The sequence below is a fragment of the Mycolicibacterium sp. XJ2546 genome, assembly GCF_053483195.1.
This window is the reverse complement of record NZ_JBEFRW010000021.1, coordinates 17172-35034: the sequence shown is the minus strand read 5'-3', so window position 1 is coordinate 35034 and position 17863 is coordinate 17172. Positions and strand designations below refer to the sequence as shown.

17 protein-coding genes are annotated in these 17863 nt (G+C 67.5%); 11 read left to right on the top strand and 6 right to left on the bottom strand.

The annotated features are described in order from the left end of the window. Positions 1–47 precede the first annotated feature (47 nt). From ABQE44_RS23485 to ABQE44_RS23455, 7 genes are all read left to right on the top strand, one after another. Entirely contained in the window at positions 48–1103 is a 1056-nt protein-coding gene (locus ABQE44_RS23485; protein WP_448432181.1) for a tartrate dehydrogenase, read from the top strand. Between the two features lie 50 nt (positions 1104–1153). Further along, the gene (locus ABQE44_RS23480) at positions 1154–2431 is read left to right on the top strand and encodes a metal-dependent hydrolase family protein (protein ID WP_448392113.1); all 1278 of its coding nucleotides are present in this window, start codon (positions 1154–1156) and stop codon (positions 2429–2431) included. Then, positions 2418–2861, top strand: a complete 444-nt coding sequence (locus tag ABQE44_RS23475) for an SRPBCC family protein (RefSeq protein ID WP_448392114.1) — start codon at positions 2418–2420, stop codon at positions 2859–2861. Before ABQE44_RS23480 ends, ABQE44_RS23475 begins: the two co-directional genes overlap by 14 nt. A gap of 19 nt (positions 2862–2880) precedes the next feature. Next, positions 2881–4662 (top strand): sulfatase-like hydrolase/transferase, encoded by a 1782-nt coding sequence (locus ABQE44_RS23470; protein WP_448432258.1) that lies wholly within the window; start codon positions 2881–2883, stop codon positions 4660–4662. Continuing rightward, positions 4659–5402: a TspO-related membrane protein gene (locus ABQE44_RS23465; protein ID WP_448432180.1), complete on the top strand. Its 744-nt coding sequence runs from the start codon at positions 4659–4661 to the stop codon at positions 5400–5402. The genes ABQE44_RS23470 and ABQE44_RS23465 overlap by 4 nt, the downstream gene beginning before the upstream one ends. Before the next feature lie 61 nt (positions 5403–5463). Then, positions 5464–6042 (top strand): YdcF family protein, encoded by a 579-nt coding sequence (locus ABQE44_RS23460; protein WP_448432178.1) that lies wholly within the window; start codon positions 5464–5466, stop codon positions 6040–6042. A gap of 197 nt (positions 6043–6239) precedes the next feature. Then, positions 6240–7262 (top strand): esterase family protein, encoded by a 1023-nt coding sequence (locus tag ABQE44_RS23455; protein WP_448432256.1) that lies wholly within the window; start codon positions 6240–6242, stop codon positions 7260–7262. Here ABQE44_RS23455 and ABQE44_RS23450 read toward each other — a convergent pair. The 5 genes from ABQE44_RS23450 to ABQE44_RS23430 form a co-directional block, all read right to left on the bottom strand. Further along, positions 7259–7555 carry a hypothetical protein gene (locus ABQE44_RS23450; protein WP_448432176.1) on the bottom strand — a complete coding sequence of 99 codons (297 nt, stop codon included), beginning with the start codon at positions 7553–7555 and terminating at the stop codon, positions 7259–7261. The genes ABQE44_RS23455 and ABQE44_RS23450 overlap by 4 nt on opposite strands. Further along, the gene (locus ABQE44_RS23445) at positions 7548–8360 is read right to left on the bottom strand and encodes a slipin family protein (protein ID WP_448432174.1); all 813 of its coding nucleotides are present in this window, start codon (positions 8358–8360) and stop codon (positions 7548–7550) included. Before ABQE44_RS23445 ends, ABQE44_RS23450 begins: the two co-directional genes overlap by 8 nt. Beyond that, complete coding sequence (locus ABQE44_RS23440) at positions 8357–8992, bottom strand: hypothetical protein (RefSeq protein WP_448432172.1); 636 nt, start codon at positions 8990–8992, stop codon at positions 8357–8359. Before ABQE44_RS23440 ends, ABQE44_RS23445 begins: the two co-directional genes overlap by 4 nt. Then, complete coding sequence (locus tag ABQE44_RS23435) at positions 8989–11412, bottom strand: nitric-oxide reductase large subunit (RefSeq protein ID WP_448432170.1); 2424 nt, start codon at positions 11410–11412, stop codon at positions 8989–8991. Before ABQE44_RS23435 ends, ABQE44_RS23440 begins: the two co-directional genes overlap by 4 nt. Positions 11413–11551: 139 nt before the next feature. Further along, positions 11552–11905, bottom strand: coding sequence for a Fe-S protein (locus ABQE44_RS23430; protein ID WP_448432168.1), 354 nt, complete (start codon positions 11903–11905; stop codon positions 11552–11554). Between the two features lie 30 nt (positions 11906–11935). On the opposite strand from ABQE44_RS23430, the gene ABQE44_RS23425 reads away from it, so the two are divergent. From ABQE44_RS23425 to ABQE44_RS23410, 4 genes are all read left to right on the top strand, one after another. Further along, positions 11936–12952, top strand: a complete 1017-nt coding sequence (locus ABQE44_RS23425; protein WP_448432166.1) for a TIGR03617 family F420-dependent LLM class oxidoreductase — start codon at positions 11936–11938, stop codon at positions 12950–12952. 20 nt (positions 12953–12972) lie between these two features. Next, the gene (locus ABQE44_RS23420) at positions 12973–14583 is read left to right on the top strand and encodes a peptide chain release factor 3 (protein ID WP_448432164.1); all 1611 of its coding nucleotides are present in this window, start codon (positions 12973–12975) and stop codon (positions 14581–14583) included. A 146-nt stretch (positions 14584–14729) separates the two neighbouring features. After that, positions 14730–15080: a hypothetical protein gene (locus tag ABQE44_RS23415; RefSeq protein WP_448432162.1), complete on the top strand. Its 351-nt coding sequence runs from the start codon at positions 14730–14732 to the stop codon at positions 15078–15080. A gap of 12 nt (positions 15081–15092) precedes the next feature. Beyond that, positions 15093–16136, top strand: a complete 1044-nt coding sequence (locus ABQE44_RS23410; RefSeq protein WP_448432160.1) for a DUF2293 domain-containing protein — start codon at positions 15093–15095, stop codon at positions 16134–16136. Between the two features lie 55 nt (positions 16137–16191). Here the strand turns inward: ABQE44_RS23410 and ABQE44_RS23405 are convergent, their stop codons facing one another. Beyond that, on the bottom strand, positions 16192–17844 hold the full coding sequence (locus tag ABQE44_RS23405) for an SWIM zinc finger family protein (RefSeq protein WP_448432158.1): 1653 nt from the start codon (positions 17842–17844) through the stop codon (positions 16192–16194). Positions 17845–17863: the final 19 nt, after the last annotated feature.

The following is a 17863-nucleotide window of genomic DNA, read 5'->3' as shown; positions in this document are numbered from 1 at the left end:
CTCGGCGGCAAGAGGAAGTGGCGGAAGAGCCTGCTAGGTTTGGGCGGATGAGTTCTATCGCCGTCATACCCGGGGACGGGATCGGTTCGGAAGTGATCGAATCGGCGCGCACCGTACTCGATGCCGTCGCATCCGAACACCGAATCGAGTTGTCCTACACCGAATTCGACTGGTCCTGTCAACGCTACGAGCGTGCGGGCGCGATGATGCCCGACGACGGCATCGAAACCCTGGGCGGCTTCGACGCCATCCTGCTCGGCGCGGTCGGCTGGCCGGGTGTGCCCGACCACGTCTCGCTGTGGGGGCTGCTGATCCCGATCCGGCGGGCGTTTCGGCAGTACGTCAACCTGCGGCCGATCCGGGTGTTCGACGGCGTCTCCAGCCCGCTGCGCCAAGCGGCCGACGTGGACTTCGTGGTCGTGCGGGAGAACGTCGAGGGCGAGTACAGCGAGATCGGCGGGCGCCTCAACCGCGGATTCCCCGACGAAATGGCGGTACAGGAGTCGGTGTTCACCCGCGTCGGCGTCAGCCGCATCGCCGACTTCGCGTTCGAACTGGCCAAGACCCGGCGCGGATACGTCACGTCGGCGACGAAGTCCAACGGGATCGTGCACACGCTGCCGTTCTGGGACGAAGTGGTCGCCGAACGCGCCGAACGGTTCCCGGATGTGCGGTTCGACAGCGAGCACATCGACGCGTTGGCCGCGAAGTTCGTGCTGCAACCGCAGCGGTTCGACGTGGTGGTGGGCTCAAACCTGTTCGGCGACATCCTCTCTGACCTCGCCGCAGCGGTCGCCGGGTCGATCGGCATCGCGCCGTCGGCCAACCTCGACCCGACCAAGCAGTACCCGTCGATGTTCGAACCGGTGCACGGCTCCGCCCCCGACATCGCGGGCCGCGGCGTCGCCAACCCCGTCGGCGCGGTGTGGTCGGCGGCGTTGATGCTCGAGCATCTCGGCCACCCGCAGGCCGCCGCCGACGTACTGGCCGCCATGGAGGCGACGCTGGCCAATCCGCAGACCCGCACCGCCGACCTCGGCGGCACCGCGTCGACCGCCGACGTCACCGCGGCCCTGGTCGCCAGCGTGATTTCGGCGCGCTAATGCCCCGCTAGCGTCCTTTAGCGCGCCGAAATCGCTGATAGCTTGGGGGCATGGGACGCCTGCTGATCAAGAACGTCGAGATTTTCGACGGCCGCTCGGACCGCCTGACCTCCGGGCATGTGCTGGTCGACGGCCACACCATCGCCGCGGTCGAGACCTCCCCGATCAGCGAAGACGACGTCGCCGACGTCATCGACGGCAACGGCCGCACCTTGATGCCCGGCATGACCGACGCGCACGTGCACCTCGTCGGGATGGCAAACACGCTGATCGACTTCGTCATGGCGTCACAGACCCAGCTCGCCGCGATGTCGCTGGCCAAAGCCAAGGACATCGTGCTGCGCGGGTTCACCACGGTGCGCGACATGGCCGGCGACACCGCGGGCATCAAGAAGGTGATCGACGCCGACCTCGCGCTGGGCCCGCGCATCTACCCCAGTCAGGCGGCGCTCTCCCAGACGGCCGGACACGGCGACTTCGGCTGGGTGTATCAGACGCCGACAGCGTTGGGCGGCAAGGAGTCTCGAGCCGAGCAGATCGGCTTCATGCGGGTGGCCGACGGCCCCGACCGGGTCCTGGCCGCGGTGCGCGAACAGCTGAAACTGGGCGCGTCGCAGATCAAGCTGATGGCCGGCGGCGGGGCGGCCTCGCTGTACGACCCGCTCTACACGCTGCAGTTCACCGAGGCCGAACTGCGAGCCGCGGTGATGGCCGCCGAGGACTACGGCACCTACGTGGCCACCCACGTCTACAACGTCGCAGGTATCCGCCGGGCAGTGGAGGCGGGGGTGAAGTCCATCGAGCACGGCCATCTCGCCGACGAGGCGACGGTCGCGTTGCTCGCCGAGCGCGACGTGTGGCTGTCGATGCAGCCGTTCGAGGAACACGACCACGGCTTCATCAACGAGGAGAGCGCGGCCAAGAACCGCGAAATCTGCGGCGGTACAGTGCAGGTCTATGACTGGGCGAAAAAGCACGGCGTGAAAACCGCCTGGGGCACCGACCTGCTGTTCGAGCCGGAGCACGACGCGCGGCAGAGCGACATGATGGTGCGGCTCGGCGAGTACTACACCAACGCCGAGGCGCTGAAGATGGTGACGTCGGGCAACGCCGAGCTGTTCCGGCTGGCCGGTGAACGCGATCCGTACAAGTCCGCTCGGCTCGGCGAGGTCACCGCGGGCGCGTGGGCTGACCTGCTGCTGGTCGACGGGAACCCGCTGGCCGACCTCAGCGTGCTCGGCGACTCCGGCAAGAACTTGGTGCTGATCGTTAAAGACGGGGCGGTCGTCAAGAACACATGCGATATTGGTAGCCGTGGCAACGACTGACCGCACCCGTACCATCGCGGCGCCGATCAAGGAAATCTGGGACGTACTGGCCGATTTCGGCGCGATCAGCACGTGGGCCGACAACGTCGAGCACTCGTGCATCCTGATCAGCGGAGTCGAACCGGTCGGCACCACGCGGCGCCTGCAGGTCGGGCGCGAAACGCTGGTCGAGCGCATCACCGAGTTCGACCCGCCGCACACGCTGGCCTACGACATCGAGGGCCTGCCCAACCGGCTGGGTGCGCTCACCAACCGCTGGACGCTGCAGGCCGCGGGTTCCTCGACCACGGTGACGCTGACCAGCACCGTCGAAATCGGCTCGCGCGTCGACCAGCAACTCGCCGAACGCGTGCTGTGTCGGGTGCTGGCCCGACAGTCCGACTCGATGCTGGCCGGACTGGCTCAACGATTGGAGAACGCACGTGTCTAAACCCGACATCGTCATCATCATGACCGACGAGGAGCGTGCGATCCCGCCCTACGAGACGCCCGAGGTGCGGGCGTGGCGCGACCGAACCCTGCACGGCCGCAAGTGGTTCGACGAACATGGCGTCAGCTTCGGCCGGCACTACACCGGTTCGCTGGCGTGCGTGCCCAGCCGTCCGACGATCTTCACCGGGCAGTACCCCGACCTGCACGGCGTTACCCAGACCGACGGCATCGGCAAGGTGTACGACGACACCCGGATGCGCTGGCTGCGGCAAGGCGAGGTGCCCACGCTGGGCAATTGGTTCCGCGCCGCCGGTTACGACACCCACTACGACGGCAAGTGGCACATCTCGCACGCCGACCTGCACGACCCGGCGACCGGCGAACCGTTGGCGACCAACGACGAAGACGGCGTCATCGACCAAAACGCCGTGCAGCAGTACCTGGACGCCGATCCCCTTGACCCGTTTGGCTTTTCGGGCTGGGTCGGCCCGGAACCGCACGGGGCGCCGCTGGCCAACGCGGGTATCCGGCGTGACCCGCTGATCGCCGACCGCGTCGTCGCGTGGCTGATGGACCGCTATGCGCGGCGTCGCGCAGGAGATCCCGAGGCGCTGCGCCCGTTCCTGCTGGTCGCCAGCTTCGTCAACCCGCACGACATCGTGCTGTTTCCGGTGTGGGCGCGCAACAACCCGTTGTATCCGTCGCCGCTGGATCCGCCGCCGATACCGGAGGCGCCCACCGCGCACGAGGACCTGTCGACCAAGCCGGCCGCGCAGATCGCCTACCGTGAGTCGTACTACTCGGGCTACGGCGTCGCGCCCGCGATCGAGCGGGTGTACACCAAGAATGCGCAGACCTACCGTGATCTGTACTACCGGCTGCACGCCGAGGTGGACACCCCCATCGACCGGGTGCGACGCGCGGTGACGCAGGGCGGTTCACAGAACGCGGTGCTGGTGCGCACGTCGGATCACGGCGATCTGCTCGGCGCGCACGGCGGCCTGCACCAGAAGTGGTTCAACCTCTACGACGAGGCGACGCGGGTGCCGTTCGTCGTCGCGCGCATCGGTGAGCAGGCGACGGACGCGCGGACGGTGTCGGCGCCGACGTCGCACGTGGACATCGTGCCGACGCTGCTCGGGGCGGCCGGGGTCGACGTGGACGCGGCGGCGGCCAAGTTGGCGGAGACGTTCAGCGAGGTGCATCCGCTGCCGGGCCGCGACCTCATGCCGGTGGTCGACGGTGAGCAGGCCGACAACTCGCGGGCGGTGTACCTGATGACGCGCGACAACGTCCTCGAGGGTGACACGCTGGCCTCGGGACTGGCGCGGCGGCTCAACCAGACAGTGAAACCGCCTGCGCCGCTGCGGATCCGGGTGCCCGCGTATGTCGGATCGAACTTCGAGGGCCTGGTGCTGCGCGTCGACGACGTGGCCGGCGGCGAGGGCCACCTGTGGAAGCTGGTGCGCACGTTCGACGATCCGGGGACGTGGACGGAGCCGGGGGTGCGGCACCTGACGGCCAGCGGGGTGGGCGGCGAGACCTATCGCAGCGAGCCGCTCGACGACCAGTGGGAGCTGTACGACCTGGACGCCGATCCGGCCGAGGCGCAGAACCGGTGGACCGATCCCGCGCTGCACGAGCTGCGCCAGCACTTGCGTATGGAACTCAAACAAGCACGGGCGGTATCGATTCCGGAGCGCAACAACCCGTGGCCGTACGTATCGCGCAGAGCACCTGAGCCGACGAAGCGGGGCGTGCGCGGTGTGCTGGAACGGGTGGGAATCCTGCCGAGTTGACCAACGCGACCAGCCCCGCGCCGAGCCGCAACTCGGTGCGGGTGACGACGTGGCGGTGGATCGCCGCGGTGTTGGCGCTGTGCCAGTTGGCCGCGCCGTTCATCAGCCGGGCCGCGGCGGGCTCGGACGCCGCCAACCAGGCGCTGATCACGCTGATCACACTGCTGAGCGCGGCAACGATGCTGGCGGTGCTGCGCTACGGCCTCGGATCGTGGTGGGAGACGGCCGTGCTGGTCGACGCCAGCGTGGTGTTCGTCGGGTTCAGCGGGTGGCTGCTGGTGGCGGCGCAGGGCTGGTTGTGGGTCAGCGTCGTGGTGTTCGCGGTGATGGTGGCGGCGTTGGTCCACATCATGCGGCTGTTGGTGCGGCGCCGCCACGACCTGACGTGTCAGCGGTGGCTGGCGGTGTTGGCGACCGCGACGTTCGGGCTGTATCTGGGGTGGAGCAGCATCGCGGTGTTCGCGAACGTCACCGCGGCGCTGATCGACAGCGGGGCGCCGGCCACGGTGGTGTGGTGGCAGCTGGTGGTGTTGGTGGCGGCCGCGGCGTTCGCGGTCGGGTTGACGAGGATGCTGCGCGGAACGCCGGGTTATGTGGTCGGGGTGTTGTGGGCGCTGGTGGCGATCGCCATCGGGGCGGCTCAGCGCGACAGCACGGTGTTGTCGACGACGGCGGTGGTGGCCGCGGCGATGGTCGGTGCCACGGCGGCGACGGCGCTGCGCCGTCGGAGGGTGCCGTAACGTCTCGGCGCGACCCGACGATGATCTTGACGTAACACCGTTTCGGAGTCGGGGAGGCCGTGTGCGTCGTCGCTGGGGTGCCGCTCTTGCAGCGCTAGTACTGTCAGTCGCCGTCGTCGTCGGGGAGTTCACGCCAGCTGTGGCGCAGGCTCAGCCGACGGCCGCAGCGAAGGACTTCTCCAAGCCGGCGATCGTCATTCTGGGGTACGGCCTCCATCCGAACGGCACCATGCGCCCGGTGTTGCGTCGTCGCGTGCTGATGGGCCTGACCGTGGCGCAGTTCTTCCCGCAGTCGCCGGTCATCGTGACCGGCGGCAACCCGCGCAGCGGTGTCACCGAAGCCGCGCAGATGCGCAGGATGCTGACGCTGCTGGGCTTCCCGCCCCATCGGATCATCGTGGAGGACCGGGCCAACAGCACGGTGCAGAACGCCCGGTTCTCGGTGCCGCTGGCCAAGGAGGCGGACACGTCGGGCATCATCCTGGTGACGTCGTCGTCGCACCAGGACCGCGCGGACACCAACTTCATCAACGAAGGCGCCGACATCCTTGCCACGGTGAGCTTTCCCGATGACAACCCGCAGACCAACGTGGTGCAGTTCGTGCACGACGTGATGAGCCCGTTCATCGCCGTGCGGTAGGTAGGTCCGCGTTGGCGTGCTAGGACCGAGATTGACGTCAGGGCTGTTGGACCTCCATCACAGCCGTGGCTGCAATCTCGCCCATAGCATCATTTTCGGTAACAAGCTGATCACTCCCCGCGCGGGGGCGACGACACCGGCGGCGCTGCTGTTAGTTTCGCGCGGTGACGAACGGGTTGGGGCGTGCCGTGCGCCGGATGGGCGCGGTGATGGCCGCCGCGGTGACGATGGCGGCTCTGGTCGTCGCGCCGCAGGCGTCGGCGTATTCGCGTGAGGGCCTGCCGGTGGAGATGCTGCGCGTGCCGTCGCCGTCGATGGGCCGCGACATCCTCGTGCAGTTCCAGGGCGGCGGGCCGCATGCGGTGTACCTGCTCGACGGCCTGCGCGCCCAGGAGGATTTCAACGGCTGGGACATCAACACCGGGGCGTTCGAGTGGTTCTACGAGTCGGGCATCTCGGTGGTGATGCCGGTCGGCGGGCAGTCCAGCTTCTACAGCGACTGGTATGCCCCGGCCAAAGGCACCCACGGCACCGTCACCTACAAGTGGGAGACGTTCCTGACGCGGGAGTTGCCGACGTGGTTGGCGGCCAACAGGGGTCAGGATCCGCGGGGCAACGCGGTTGTGGGGTTGTCGATGTCGGGTGGTGCGGCGTTGACGTTGGCGGCGTGGTATCCGCAGCAGTTCATCTTCGCCGGGTCGCTGTCGGGCTACCTGAACCCGTCAAAGGGGTTGTGGCCCACGCTGATCGGGTTCGCGATGAAAGACGCCGGCGGTTTCGAGGCGGTCGACATGTGGGGTCCGCCGACCAACCCGGCGTGGCAGCGCAACGACCCGATGCTCAACATCAACCGGCTGGTGGCCCACCGCACCGCGCTGTGGGTGTACTGCGGCAACGGCGCCACCAGCGATCTGGATGCCGGCGGGGATTTCGGCACCCAGTTCAGCGCCCAATACCTGGAGAACATCACGCTGAGCACCAACAAGGAGTTCCAACAGACGTACCTGGCCGCCGGTGGCCGCAACGCGGTGTTCAACTTCCCGCCCAACGGCACGCACAGCTGGGGCTACTGGGGTGCCCAATTGCAGGCGATGAAACCGGATTTGGTGCGGATCCTCACGACGCCGATTCCGCCGCCGCCACCCCCACCGCCGCCGCTGCCCGGAGCGCCCATGCTGCCGCCGGCACTCCCGCCCGCGCTCCCGGTACCCGCGGGTTAGGCCTCGCCGTGGCGGTGCAGGTGCCGCCACCACCGCGCCCCGCCGGCGAACGCCACCAGCAGGGCGATGCCACCGATCACGATCCCGGTGAACAGCGACAAGAACATCGGATCAACGGCGTCGCCGCTCTCCCCGACGCCGACCATGCCGCCGACCAGGAAGCCGAACAGCGGAGCCAGCACCGCGACGGCCAACCCCAGCAGCGCCTGCCACATCCCCGGCGGGGTGGGCTCGAGCACGACCGGGCGCCCGGATTCGTCGATCGATTCGGGTTCGGGTGGGGTGTTAGTCATCGGACCTCACTCTTCTGATGTGCGAGACGCCCTCGCCCGCACCGGCTGCGTGCTGTCCGGCTTCGAGAAACGGGCGAACGATGTCGATCGGAATGGGGAAGACGACGGTGGAGTTCTGGTCGGCGCCGAGTTCGAGCAGCGTTTGTAAATAGCGCAGCTGCAACGACGCCGGGCTCTCGCTGAGGGTGATCGCGGCGTCGCGCAGCTCGGTCGACGCCTGCAGCTCACCGTGCGCGCTGATCACCTTGGCGCGTCGTTCCCGTTCGGCCTCGGCCTCACGGGCCATCGCGCGCTGCATCATCTCGGGGATCTCGACGTCCTTGATCTCCACCACGTCGACCCGAATGCCCCACGGCTCAGTCTGTTTGGCAATCGAGGCGGCCAGGTCCTCGTTGAGGTCGGCGCGGTGGGCCAGCAGTGTGTCGAGGTCCGCGCGGCCGACGACCGACCGCAGGGTGGTCTGCGCGATCTGGGAGGTGGCAACCGCGAAGTTCTCCACGGCCATCACCGATTTCGTCGGGTCGGTCACCCGGAACAGCACGACGGCGTTGACGCGGGCGGTGACGTTGTCGCGGGTGATGACCTCCTGCGGCGGGATGGTCAGCGTCACCGTGCGCAGGTCGACGCGGACGAGTTTGTCAATCCCCGGCAGCACGAGGATGATTCCCGGCCCGAGCGGCCCACGCAGCCGGCCGAGGCGGAACGCCACACCGCGCTCGTACTCCTTGATGATGCGCACCGACGCGACCCCGACCGCCACCACCACCACGGCCAAAAAGACCACGACCACCGCCCATGCGCTCATCCGTGCGGCTCCCGTCGATCCGATGCATACGTGGTGCGGCGACGTACTTCTGCTTCGGCCAACCGGTTTCGCTCTTCGAGGTTATCGTCGAGGGACTGGAACACCACACCCTCGGGTACCGCCGGGGTGCGGCGCAAATGCGACCACAGCGGCAGCGACACCAGCCCCGCCAGCACCGCCGTGCCCACCAACAGCAGCGCCTCGGGTGCGGTGTCAGCGGCAAGCGCCATGGCCAGCGGCCAGATGAGCGCGATTGCGCTGACCGCACAGGCAATTCCGCGGTGGAACCGCGCGGCCTCCGATGCGGGCCAGCTGTCGATCGCGCGGCTCACCTCGCGGCCGTCCTGCGAGGTGGTGCAGGTGTCCTTGACCGGACACGCGTTGCAGATCGACGGGGTGCCGCGGTAGCGCATCACCCGGTTGTCGGGGTCAAAGGAGGTGGGCCACAACCACTGGTCCTCGGGGCACTGCCAGGCGTCGTGGTCGTCGTGGTAGACGAACGGTCCGTTGCGGTGCTGTTCGACCTTGGCCGCCGCGCGCCGGGCGAATGTGTCGATGCCGTAGGCGATTGCGACCAGCACCGCGGCGTAGCCCATCACCAGAAAGGTGGCGGCCTGCATACCCGCGATCACGGGCTGGCCTCGGTGTCACGGTCGTCGGGCGCCGGCGGACGCCGATCGGAGGCATAGCGCGAGGCCGCGCCGCCGCCGGTTCCAGTTCCGGTGGCGGCCAACCCGGTGCGGTCCTCCTCGGCCTCGGCGTGCTCCTCGACGAACAGGGTCTCCGGTGGCAGCGTGTGCGTCCTCGCCTTGATGCCGTAACGCACACCGAGCCAGGTGATCCAGAGGAATGGCAGCACCCCGCCGATGATGAACAGGAAGTCACCGGGCATGCGCAACCACTCCAACACCGCGTTGCCGGGCTCGGTGATGTAGCCCAACGTGCGGGCCTCGTAGTAGCCGTCGTTCACCGAATGCCACAGCTGCAGCACGCCGAGCGGCAACAGCGTGGCGAACACCATCCACGCCAGCCCGATGTTCAACGACCAGAACGAGATCTTCGCCAGTCTGTCCGGCCATCGTTCCGGCGGAATGACGTAGCGCAACGCGAACAGCGCCAGGCCGACGGCGAGCATCCCGTAGACGCCCATCATCGCGCCGTGCGCATGGTTGGCGGTCAGCGCCGTGCCGATCTGGTAGTAGGACACGATCGGCAGGTTGATCAGGAAGCCGAATACGCCTGCGCCCACGAAGTTCCAGAAGCCGACCGAGACCAGGAACAGCACCGCCCACCGGTGCGGGAACGGCGCGCTGCTGCGCGACTGCTGTCGCGAGCCCAGCTGCAGGAACGTCCACGCCTCGACCGTCAGGAACGTCAGCGGAATGACCTCCAGCGCCGAGAAGAACGCGCCAAGGGCCATGTGCTCCACCGGGGTTCCGGAGAAGTACAGGTGGTGCATGGTGCCGATGACGCCGCCCATCGAGTAGAGGATGACGTCGAGGAAGATCAGCTGGATCGCGATCTTGCGGCGCACCACACCCAGCATCACGAAGATGTAGGCGACCATGACCGTGGTGAACAGCTCGAGGAAGTCCTCGACCCACAGGTGCACCACCCAGAACCGCCAGAACTCGGCGACCGTGAGATGTGTTTCGGTGCCTGCGAGCAGGCCAACCGCGTAGAACGCGGGGATGGACAGACCGGCGTAGAAGAACAGCCACGGCATGTTGAACTTGCTCTCGGTCTTCAGCCGCGACCGAATCGACCGGAACACGATGGCGATCCAGATGAACAGCCCGAGAACGAGCAGGATCTGCCAGAACCTCGGCAGGTCGAGGTACTCCCACTGCTGGTCGAAGAAGATCGAGCCCTTGGCCCAGTCCACGCCGAACGTGCTCAGCGCGGTGCCCACCACGGTGCCGCCGACGACGACCACCAGCGCGCCCAGCAGCGCGTAGGCCAGCCAGGACTGCCGTCGCGGCTCACGCCCGGAGATGATGGGCGCCAAGAAGATTCCGGCGGCCAGGAACGCTCCCGCCGTCCACAGCAGCGACAGCTGCACGTGCCAGGTGCGCGCCAGGTTGAACGGCAGGAGGCGGGCCAGGTCGATACCGAAGAAGTCGCTCAGGTCGGCGCGGTAGTGCTCGATGGCGCCGCCCAGCAGCGACTGGCCGAGGAAGAGCGCCGCGATGACGAGGAAGAACCAGGCCGTCGCCTTCTGCGACGGGGTGATCTGGACTTCGCCGGGTTGGCGGAACCGCAACGACGGGGTTTCTGTTGCATGCCAACCGATCCTGCGGCTCCACCGGCCGTAGAGGGCGAACAGCGCGCCGAGCCCGGCCAGCAGCGCGATCAGCGACATCGCCGACCAGACCAGGATGTCGGCCGTCGGGGTGTTGTTCACCCGCTGTTCGGGTGGCCAGTTGTTGGTGTAGGAGTAGGCGTGGCCTTCGCGTTCAGCGGCGGCCGCCCAGGAGGTCCACGCGAAAAACGCGGTCAGCTCCTTGATTTCCTGCGGGTCGGTGATGACGCGCGGAATCAGGCCGTATTCGGTGGAGTCGGTGCCGAAGATGTCGGCGTAGTGGGCTTGGATCGCATCGAAGGCGCGGGCCTGCTCGGCGGTGAACTGCAGTGTGCCGGTGGACTCGTCGTAGCGGTTGGTGCGCATCATCTCCGCGACGGCGGCGGTGGGGTCCTGCACGCCGCGGTCGCGCAGCTGCTGGCCGACGTGGTCGGCGGACAACCGCAGGTACTCCGCGGTGTAGTCGGGCCCGAGATAGCCGCCGTGGCCCATCACCGAGCCGTACTGCTGCAGGCCGCGGCGCAGGAAGATCTGCTGTCCGGCGGTGATGTCCTGTTCGGTGAACAGGGTCTGGCCGTCCGGGCCGACCACCCGTTGGGGTTGGGGCATCGAGTCGGTATAGGTCCTGGCGGCCAGGATGCCCATGACCGTGAAGCCGAAGATCATGACGAGCGCGACGCCCTGGACCCAGCCTTTCGAGATGGCGAGCTCGGCCTTCGTCGGCTGAGGTTCCAGGAACTGATCCGTCATACCACACCCCCCCACTGCTGGAATTTAACGCATTCTGCTAGTAAAAATAACGGTATGCGTTGAGATATGTGCTGTTCTGGTCGATTCCGGCCCGGTCCGGATTCGGCGGACCACCACACCGTCCCCGGACGGATGCGGCCTACCAGAGCGCGGCGACGGCCGCCGCGGTGAACGACAGCACGCCGACGGCGACGAAGACCGGGCGCGGCACGGCTTCGCCGGTGCGTTTCTGCCGTGCGCTGCCCATACCGAGCAGCCCGCCGAGGATCACGAGCAGGACGAGCTTCACGCCGATCTTCGGGTAGTTCAGTTCGATGCCCGCGGGCCAGGGCGCGGCCAGGACGAGCCCGGTGAGCAGCGAGAGGAGCAGCCCGTAGTCCATCGGGCGGGCGATGCGGAACCGTCGTGCGGCCGCCTCGGCGACCCACGCGCCGAAGGTCACGGCGAAGCCGACGATGTGCAGCAGTACAACTACGTTGCGTAGTAGTTCCATGGTCCGAGCTTAACCCGTAGCGTCCGATCCATGTTTGTCGACGCGATGACGACCCCGCAGCCGTTGGGACAGACCGGCGACCTCGCCAGGCGCACGCAGCAGGCGGGTTTCTCGGGTCTGCTGTTCACCGAAACCGGGCGCACCGCATATCTCAACGTCGCGGTGGCGTCGCAGGCGGCGCCGGGTCTGGAGCTGTCGACGGGGGTGGCTGTCGCGTTTCCGCGCAGCCCGTTCGTGACGGCGGCGACGGCGTGGGAGCTGGCCGAGTCGACGGGCGGCAAGTTTCGGCTGGGCCTGGGCACGCAGGTGCGCACGCACGTGGTGCGGCGTTACGGGGTGGAGTTCGAGCGGCCGGGCCCGCGGCTGCGCGACTACGTGCTGGCCGTCAAGGCGTGCTTCGCGGCGTTTCGGACCGGCACGCTGGACCACCACGGCGAGTTCTACGATCTGGACTTCATCACGCCCCAGTGGAGCCCCGGGCCGATCGACGCGCCGGACCCGAAAGTCGATGTGGCGGCTGTCAATCCGTGGATGTTGCGGATGGCCGGTGAAGTGGCCGACGGGGTGCATGTACATCCGCTCGGCGAGCCGGGCTACATGTGGCGTCACGTGGTGCCGAACATCGCGGTAGGGGCGGAGAAGGCGGGCCGATCGCCCGATGACGTCGCGGTGATCGTTCCGGTGATGACGATCGTGGGTGACAGCGACGCGGAACGCGATCGCGAGCGTGAGCTGGTCCGGGCGAGCATGAGCTTCTACGGCAGCACGCCGAACTACGCGTTCATCTGGGACGAGGCGGGCTTCGAGGGGACGACGGCGCGGATCCGCGAGAAGCAGAAGGCCGGCGACTTCAAGGGGATGGCGGCACAGATCACCGACGAGCACATCGCTCGGTTCGCCACGGAGTCGACGTGGGATGGGTTGGCCGACGCGCTGGTTGAGAAGTACACCGGGCTGGCGACCCGCCTCGTGTTGTACAACGCGCTGGCCGATCCCGAGCGCATCGAGCGCTACGGCGAGGTCGCGCGGCGGATAGCCGACAGATAGCTCGTATCATCGCTGCAGAGATGACAGAAAATACCCTGGCGCCCGCTTCGGCAACTCGCCGTATCGCCGCCGAAGCCGCCCGACGTAGAACGTTTGCCGTAATCAGCCACCCCGACGCAGGTAAGTCCACGCTGACCGAGGCGTTGGCCCTGCATGCGCAAGCCATCACCGAGGCGGGCGCGGTGCACGGCAAGGCAGGTAGGCGCGCCACGGTGTCGGACTGGCAGGACATGGAGAAGGCCAGGGGCATCTCGATCACGTCGACGGCGCTGCAGTTCCCGTACCGCGACTGCGTGATCAACCTGCTCGACACCCCCGGCCACGCCGACTTCTCCGAGGACACCTACCGGGTGCTGACCGCTGTCGACTGCGCGGTCATGTTGGTGGATGCGGCGAAAGGTCTTGAGCCGCAGACGCTGAAGCTGTTTCAGGTGTGCCGGCATCAGGGGATTCCGATCATCACGGTGATCAACAAGTGGGACCGGCCGGGCCGCTACGCCCTGGAGTTGATGGACGAGATCCAGGAGCGGATCGGCCTGCGTCCCACTCCCCTGACCTGGCCGGTCGGTATCGCCGGGGACTTCAAGGGCGTGATGGACCGCCGCCGCGGTCACTTCATCCGGTTCACCCGCACCGCGGGCGGGGCCAAGGCGGCTCCGGAAGAGCACATCGCCGCCGTCGACGCCAACGCTGCGGCCGGCGCCGATTGGGATACCGCGGTGGAGGAGTCCGAACTGCTGTCCGCCGACGGTGCCGATTACGAACGCGACGAGTTCCTCAGTGGCACAGCGTCTCCGGTGTTGTTCACGTCGGCGGCGCTGAATTTCGGCGTGAACCAGCTGCTGGATGTACTCGTCGAACTCGCGCCGGCGCCGGCGGGCGCGGTGGATGTCAACGGGGTGCATCGCAGCACCGAATCAGCTTTCAGCGCTTTCGTTTTCAAGGTGCAGGCGGGTATGGACTCGGCGCACCGGGATCGCATCGCGTATGCGCGGGTGGTGTCGGGCACGTTCGAGCGTGGTGATGTGCTCACCCACGCGGCGACCGGTAAGCCGTTCGTCACGAAGTATGCGCAGTCGGTGTTCGGGCAGCAGCGGTCGACGTTGGATACCGCGTGGCCGGGGGATGTCATCGGGTTGGCGAACGCGGCGGTGTTGCGGCCAGGGGACACGTTGTATCGCGATGAGCCGGTGGCGTATCCGCCGATTCCGAGCTTCTCGCCGGAGCATTTCGCGGTGGCGCGGTGCAAGGATCCGAGCAAGCACAAGCAGTTCCGGCGGGGTATCGAGCAGTTGGAGCAGGAGGGCGTGGTCCAGGTCCTGCGCTCGGACCGGCGCGGTGAGCAGGCCCCGGTGCTCGCCGCCGTCGGCCCCATGCAGTTCGAGGTGGCGTCGCACCGGATGGCGACCGAGCTCAGCGCCCCGATCTCACTGGAGTCACTGCCGTATCAAGTGGCACGGGTGGTCGACCCAGCGGACGCCGACTTCATGGCCAAGCAGGTGTCGGCCGAAGTGCTCACCCGCACCGACGGGGTGATGCTGGTGCTGTTCTCCACCCCGTGGCGGCTGGAGGGCTTCCAACGCGACAATCCGGACGTTCAGTTGGGTTCGTTGGTGGCCGCGGGGCAATAGCCCTGGGTGGATGTGCTCGAAAGCGTGCTACGGGCGAGATTGCACTGAGGGCTGTTGTGGCCATGCCGTCGAGGCGACCGAAGGCCGGGCTTTAGCCGGACGAAAATAGTGATTCCGTTGTCGGAGAGCACCGCTAAGCTCGACACGTGGAGTCCGGGGACCTCGAATCACGCGTTAGCGCGCTCGAAGCGCAGGTGCACGACCTGACCGGCCGGGTGCGCGCCAGCGAGCAGGACGCGGCGGCCGCCCGTGTTCTCGCCGGGGCCGCCGACCGCGATGTCAGCGAGTTCCGAGGCGAAATTCAGAACTTCCGCCGGGCAACCACCGCGAGTTTCAATGCCGTGCGACAGGACTTCGCCGACCTCCGCTCCCACGCCGACAACGGCTTCCCGGAGATGCGCGGGAGGTTCGACGTGATGGCCGCTGGGCAACAACGGATCGTCGACCTTCTTCAGAGCATCATCACCGATCAGGGCCATAACGGACCGGCACAGTAGCCAGCCTGCACCATGGCGAATCTTCAGACCCGGGTCGCGCGAATTGCCGAGGCAACGATGGCCGAGCAGGGGTTCGTCCGGCCCATCGACATACTCGTCGGCCTCGGGTGGCTCGCGCAGTCGAACGTCGACCAGTGGGAGCGCGGCCGGGTTCCGGTGCTCGGCCGGTGCATGGGAGTCGACGCGGACAAGGTCGCCGCCGGGCTGGCCGCGTTACAGCAGTGGGCCCGAGATCGTGAGCTGAGGCCATCCGAGGACTACTACCGCGACCTGCGATTCACCGATGACGATGATCCCGAGCTCGACCGCGCCTACCGCACCCACTGGATGCCGGCCTACGGGCCCGACCCCGTCTCCGAGCGCCCACGCCAGCGGCCTCAGGAGATCGTGGTGATCTCGCCGCACAACGCCTGGACGTGCGATTCGTGCAACCAGCCCGGCGGCTTACTCCTAAAGGACAAGGCCGGAGCGCTGTGCCTGGATTGCGCCGATCTCGGCCACCTGGAGTTCCTGCCGTCCGGTGACGCGGCATTGACGCGTCGCGCACGCAAGGCCAGCCGGCTGTCGGCGGTGGTCGTGCGCTGGAGTACACGGCGCAAACGGTATGAGCGGCAAGGGGTTTTGGTGGAACCGGCGGCCGTCGAGCAGGCGGCGCAGGAGTGTCTGTCCGACGCGGACGCGCGTGCCCGTCGCAGGGAACGTGATCAGAATCGTCGGGCCGAGGAGGATGCGCAGTTTCGCGGTGAGTTCGCCGAGGCCATTCGCCAGCAGTTTCCGGGTTGCCCGGCCGAGCGCGCCGAGGCGATCGCGATGCACGCCGCGGCACGCGGTAGCGGACGGGTCGGGCGAAGCGCGGCGGGGCGGTCGTTGGACCCCGATGCGGTACGGCTTGCCGTCGCGGCGTCGGTGCGCCATGTCGACACCGACTACGACGACCTGCTCATGTCCGGATATGACCGTGAATCGGCTCGCGCACAGGTGTATACGCGTGTCGAGGACGTGCTCGACACGTGGCGCGACGGTGTTGTCAGGCTCGACGACTCGCCGAGTGGCTAATTACCGCACGCCTTTTGGCATATTTCGTCGAATAACCGGCCACTCGGCGCGACGTTCAAAGTCCCTTGGCGTCCAGTGCTTTCATCAACGACGGTCGCCTTCCGTAGTCCTGGCGGATCTGCGCGATGAACGACGCGAAGTCGTTGCTGCGGCCGCCCTTTTCGTAGAGGTGCGCCATCGTCGCCAGCCTCGCGGCGATATCGGGATAAAGCTTGGAGTTGGGATGATGCAGGTCCTTCTCCAGCTCCGGCCGGTACAGGTCCGCGGCGGCCACCGGCCGGGCTTCGGCGCCGCGGTCGGCCAACTCCCGCCACGCCCAGCCCGGTCCGTACCGGTCGGCGGCCTGCCAGGCGGCGTCGACGTCACCCTCGCTCAGATGGAGCTGAACCAGGACCGCGCCGGCGGCGAAGCGGTCTGAGGCCAGTTCGCGCGCGTGATCGAACGCCCACCCGCGTTCGGTCTCGGCGCGGTCGACACGGGCTGCGAAATCCATCAGGACACGGTAGGTCTGGACAGACGGTTGCCGAACGAAGTCCGCACGAAGGACGGCGACGGCGTCGTCGATTCGACCCAGTCCCTGGTACGTCGCGGCGACGTCGTCGGGACTCAACCAATATGCGTTTCCACCACCGTGGCTGGAGATCCGTCCCTCGGCAACAGCGCGGTCGATCCATGCCACCGCCTCGTCGACGCGCCCGGCGGCACGTAACCGGTCGATGATCGCCCCATACTGTGGGTGTTCCCGCTCGTTGAGCAACTGGACGGCCCGGTCGACGTCGCCGTCGTGGTCGGCAAGCTCCAGCAGCATGGCGTCGACGTCGAATCGCCCCCATTGGTTACCATCTGCGAGCTTGCGGTCCAGCGCGGCCACCGCGCGGCGGTAGGTCTCGAGGGCCTGATCGTCGAACGCGTCGACGAAGTCTGCCAGCACGACGTTCGGCCACCCCGGCGAGTCCGCCCGGAACTTCACCAGCCACGTCGCGAGTTTGACCGGGTCCGGGCTGCCCAGCCGGCAGGCCCGTGCGTAGAGGTCGGCGGCCCGTTGACATTGGTCACCGATCGAGCCCGAGGAGTCGTCGGCCTGCTCCATGATCTTGCGCAGCCGGGTGACCGCGCGCAACAATGCCGGCCGCGCGACGTCGGCCGCCCCGGTGTCGAGATAATCTTCGAGTTCGTCGAGCATTTCACCGGCTGCTTGCGCGACCTCGAAGGAACGTCGATAGTCGATCAACCCGCGGAACGACAGCGTGTTTCGCGCATACGTTTCCAACTCGGCTTGCACGTGAGCGTCGTCGCCTACGGCGGTCGCGCCGCGAATCTCGAGCATGCGCCGCACCCCGTCGTCGCGTTGTGCGAGCGTCATAACCAGCTGGCGTAGTTCGTCGACGCTCATGGCCTCTACGACTGCCTCCAGCCCAAGGGTGGGAGCGTCGTCTACGCTGCCACGGCCGCTGTCGATCGCGGCGAGTCCGACGGCGACCAGATGCTTGCAGAAGTTGCCGTCGGCATTGTGTGGGCAGGTGCACACTCCGTCGGGTAGCGGACCGGACCAGTCGAGCTCAACGGTGTAAACATTCTTGGCCTGGATCGACGCGTAGGCCTTGCTGCGCGTGATGCGCAGTCCACGGACATAGCGGACGTAGTCTTCGCCGCGGGCGTAGACCAGATCGCCGGCCATATCGAACAGCGTCGTTTCAGAGAGCGGCACTTCACCATAGTGCCCGATC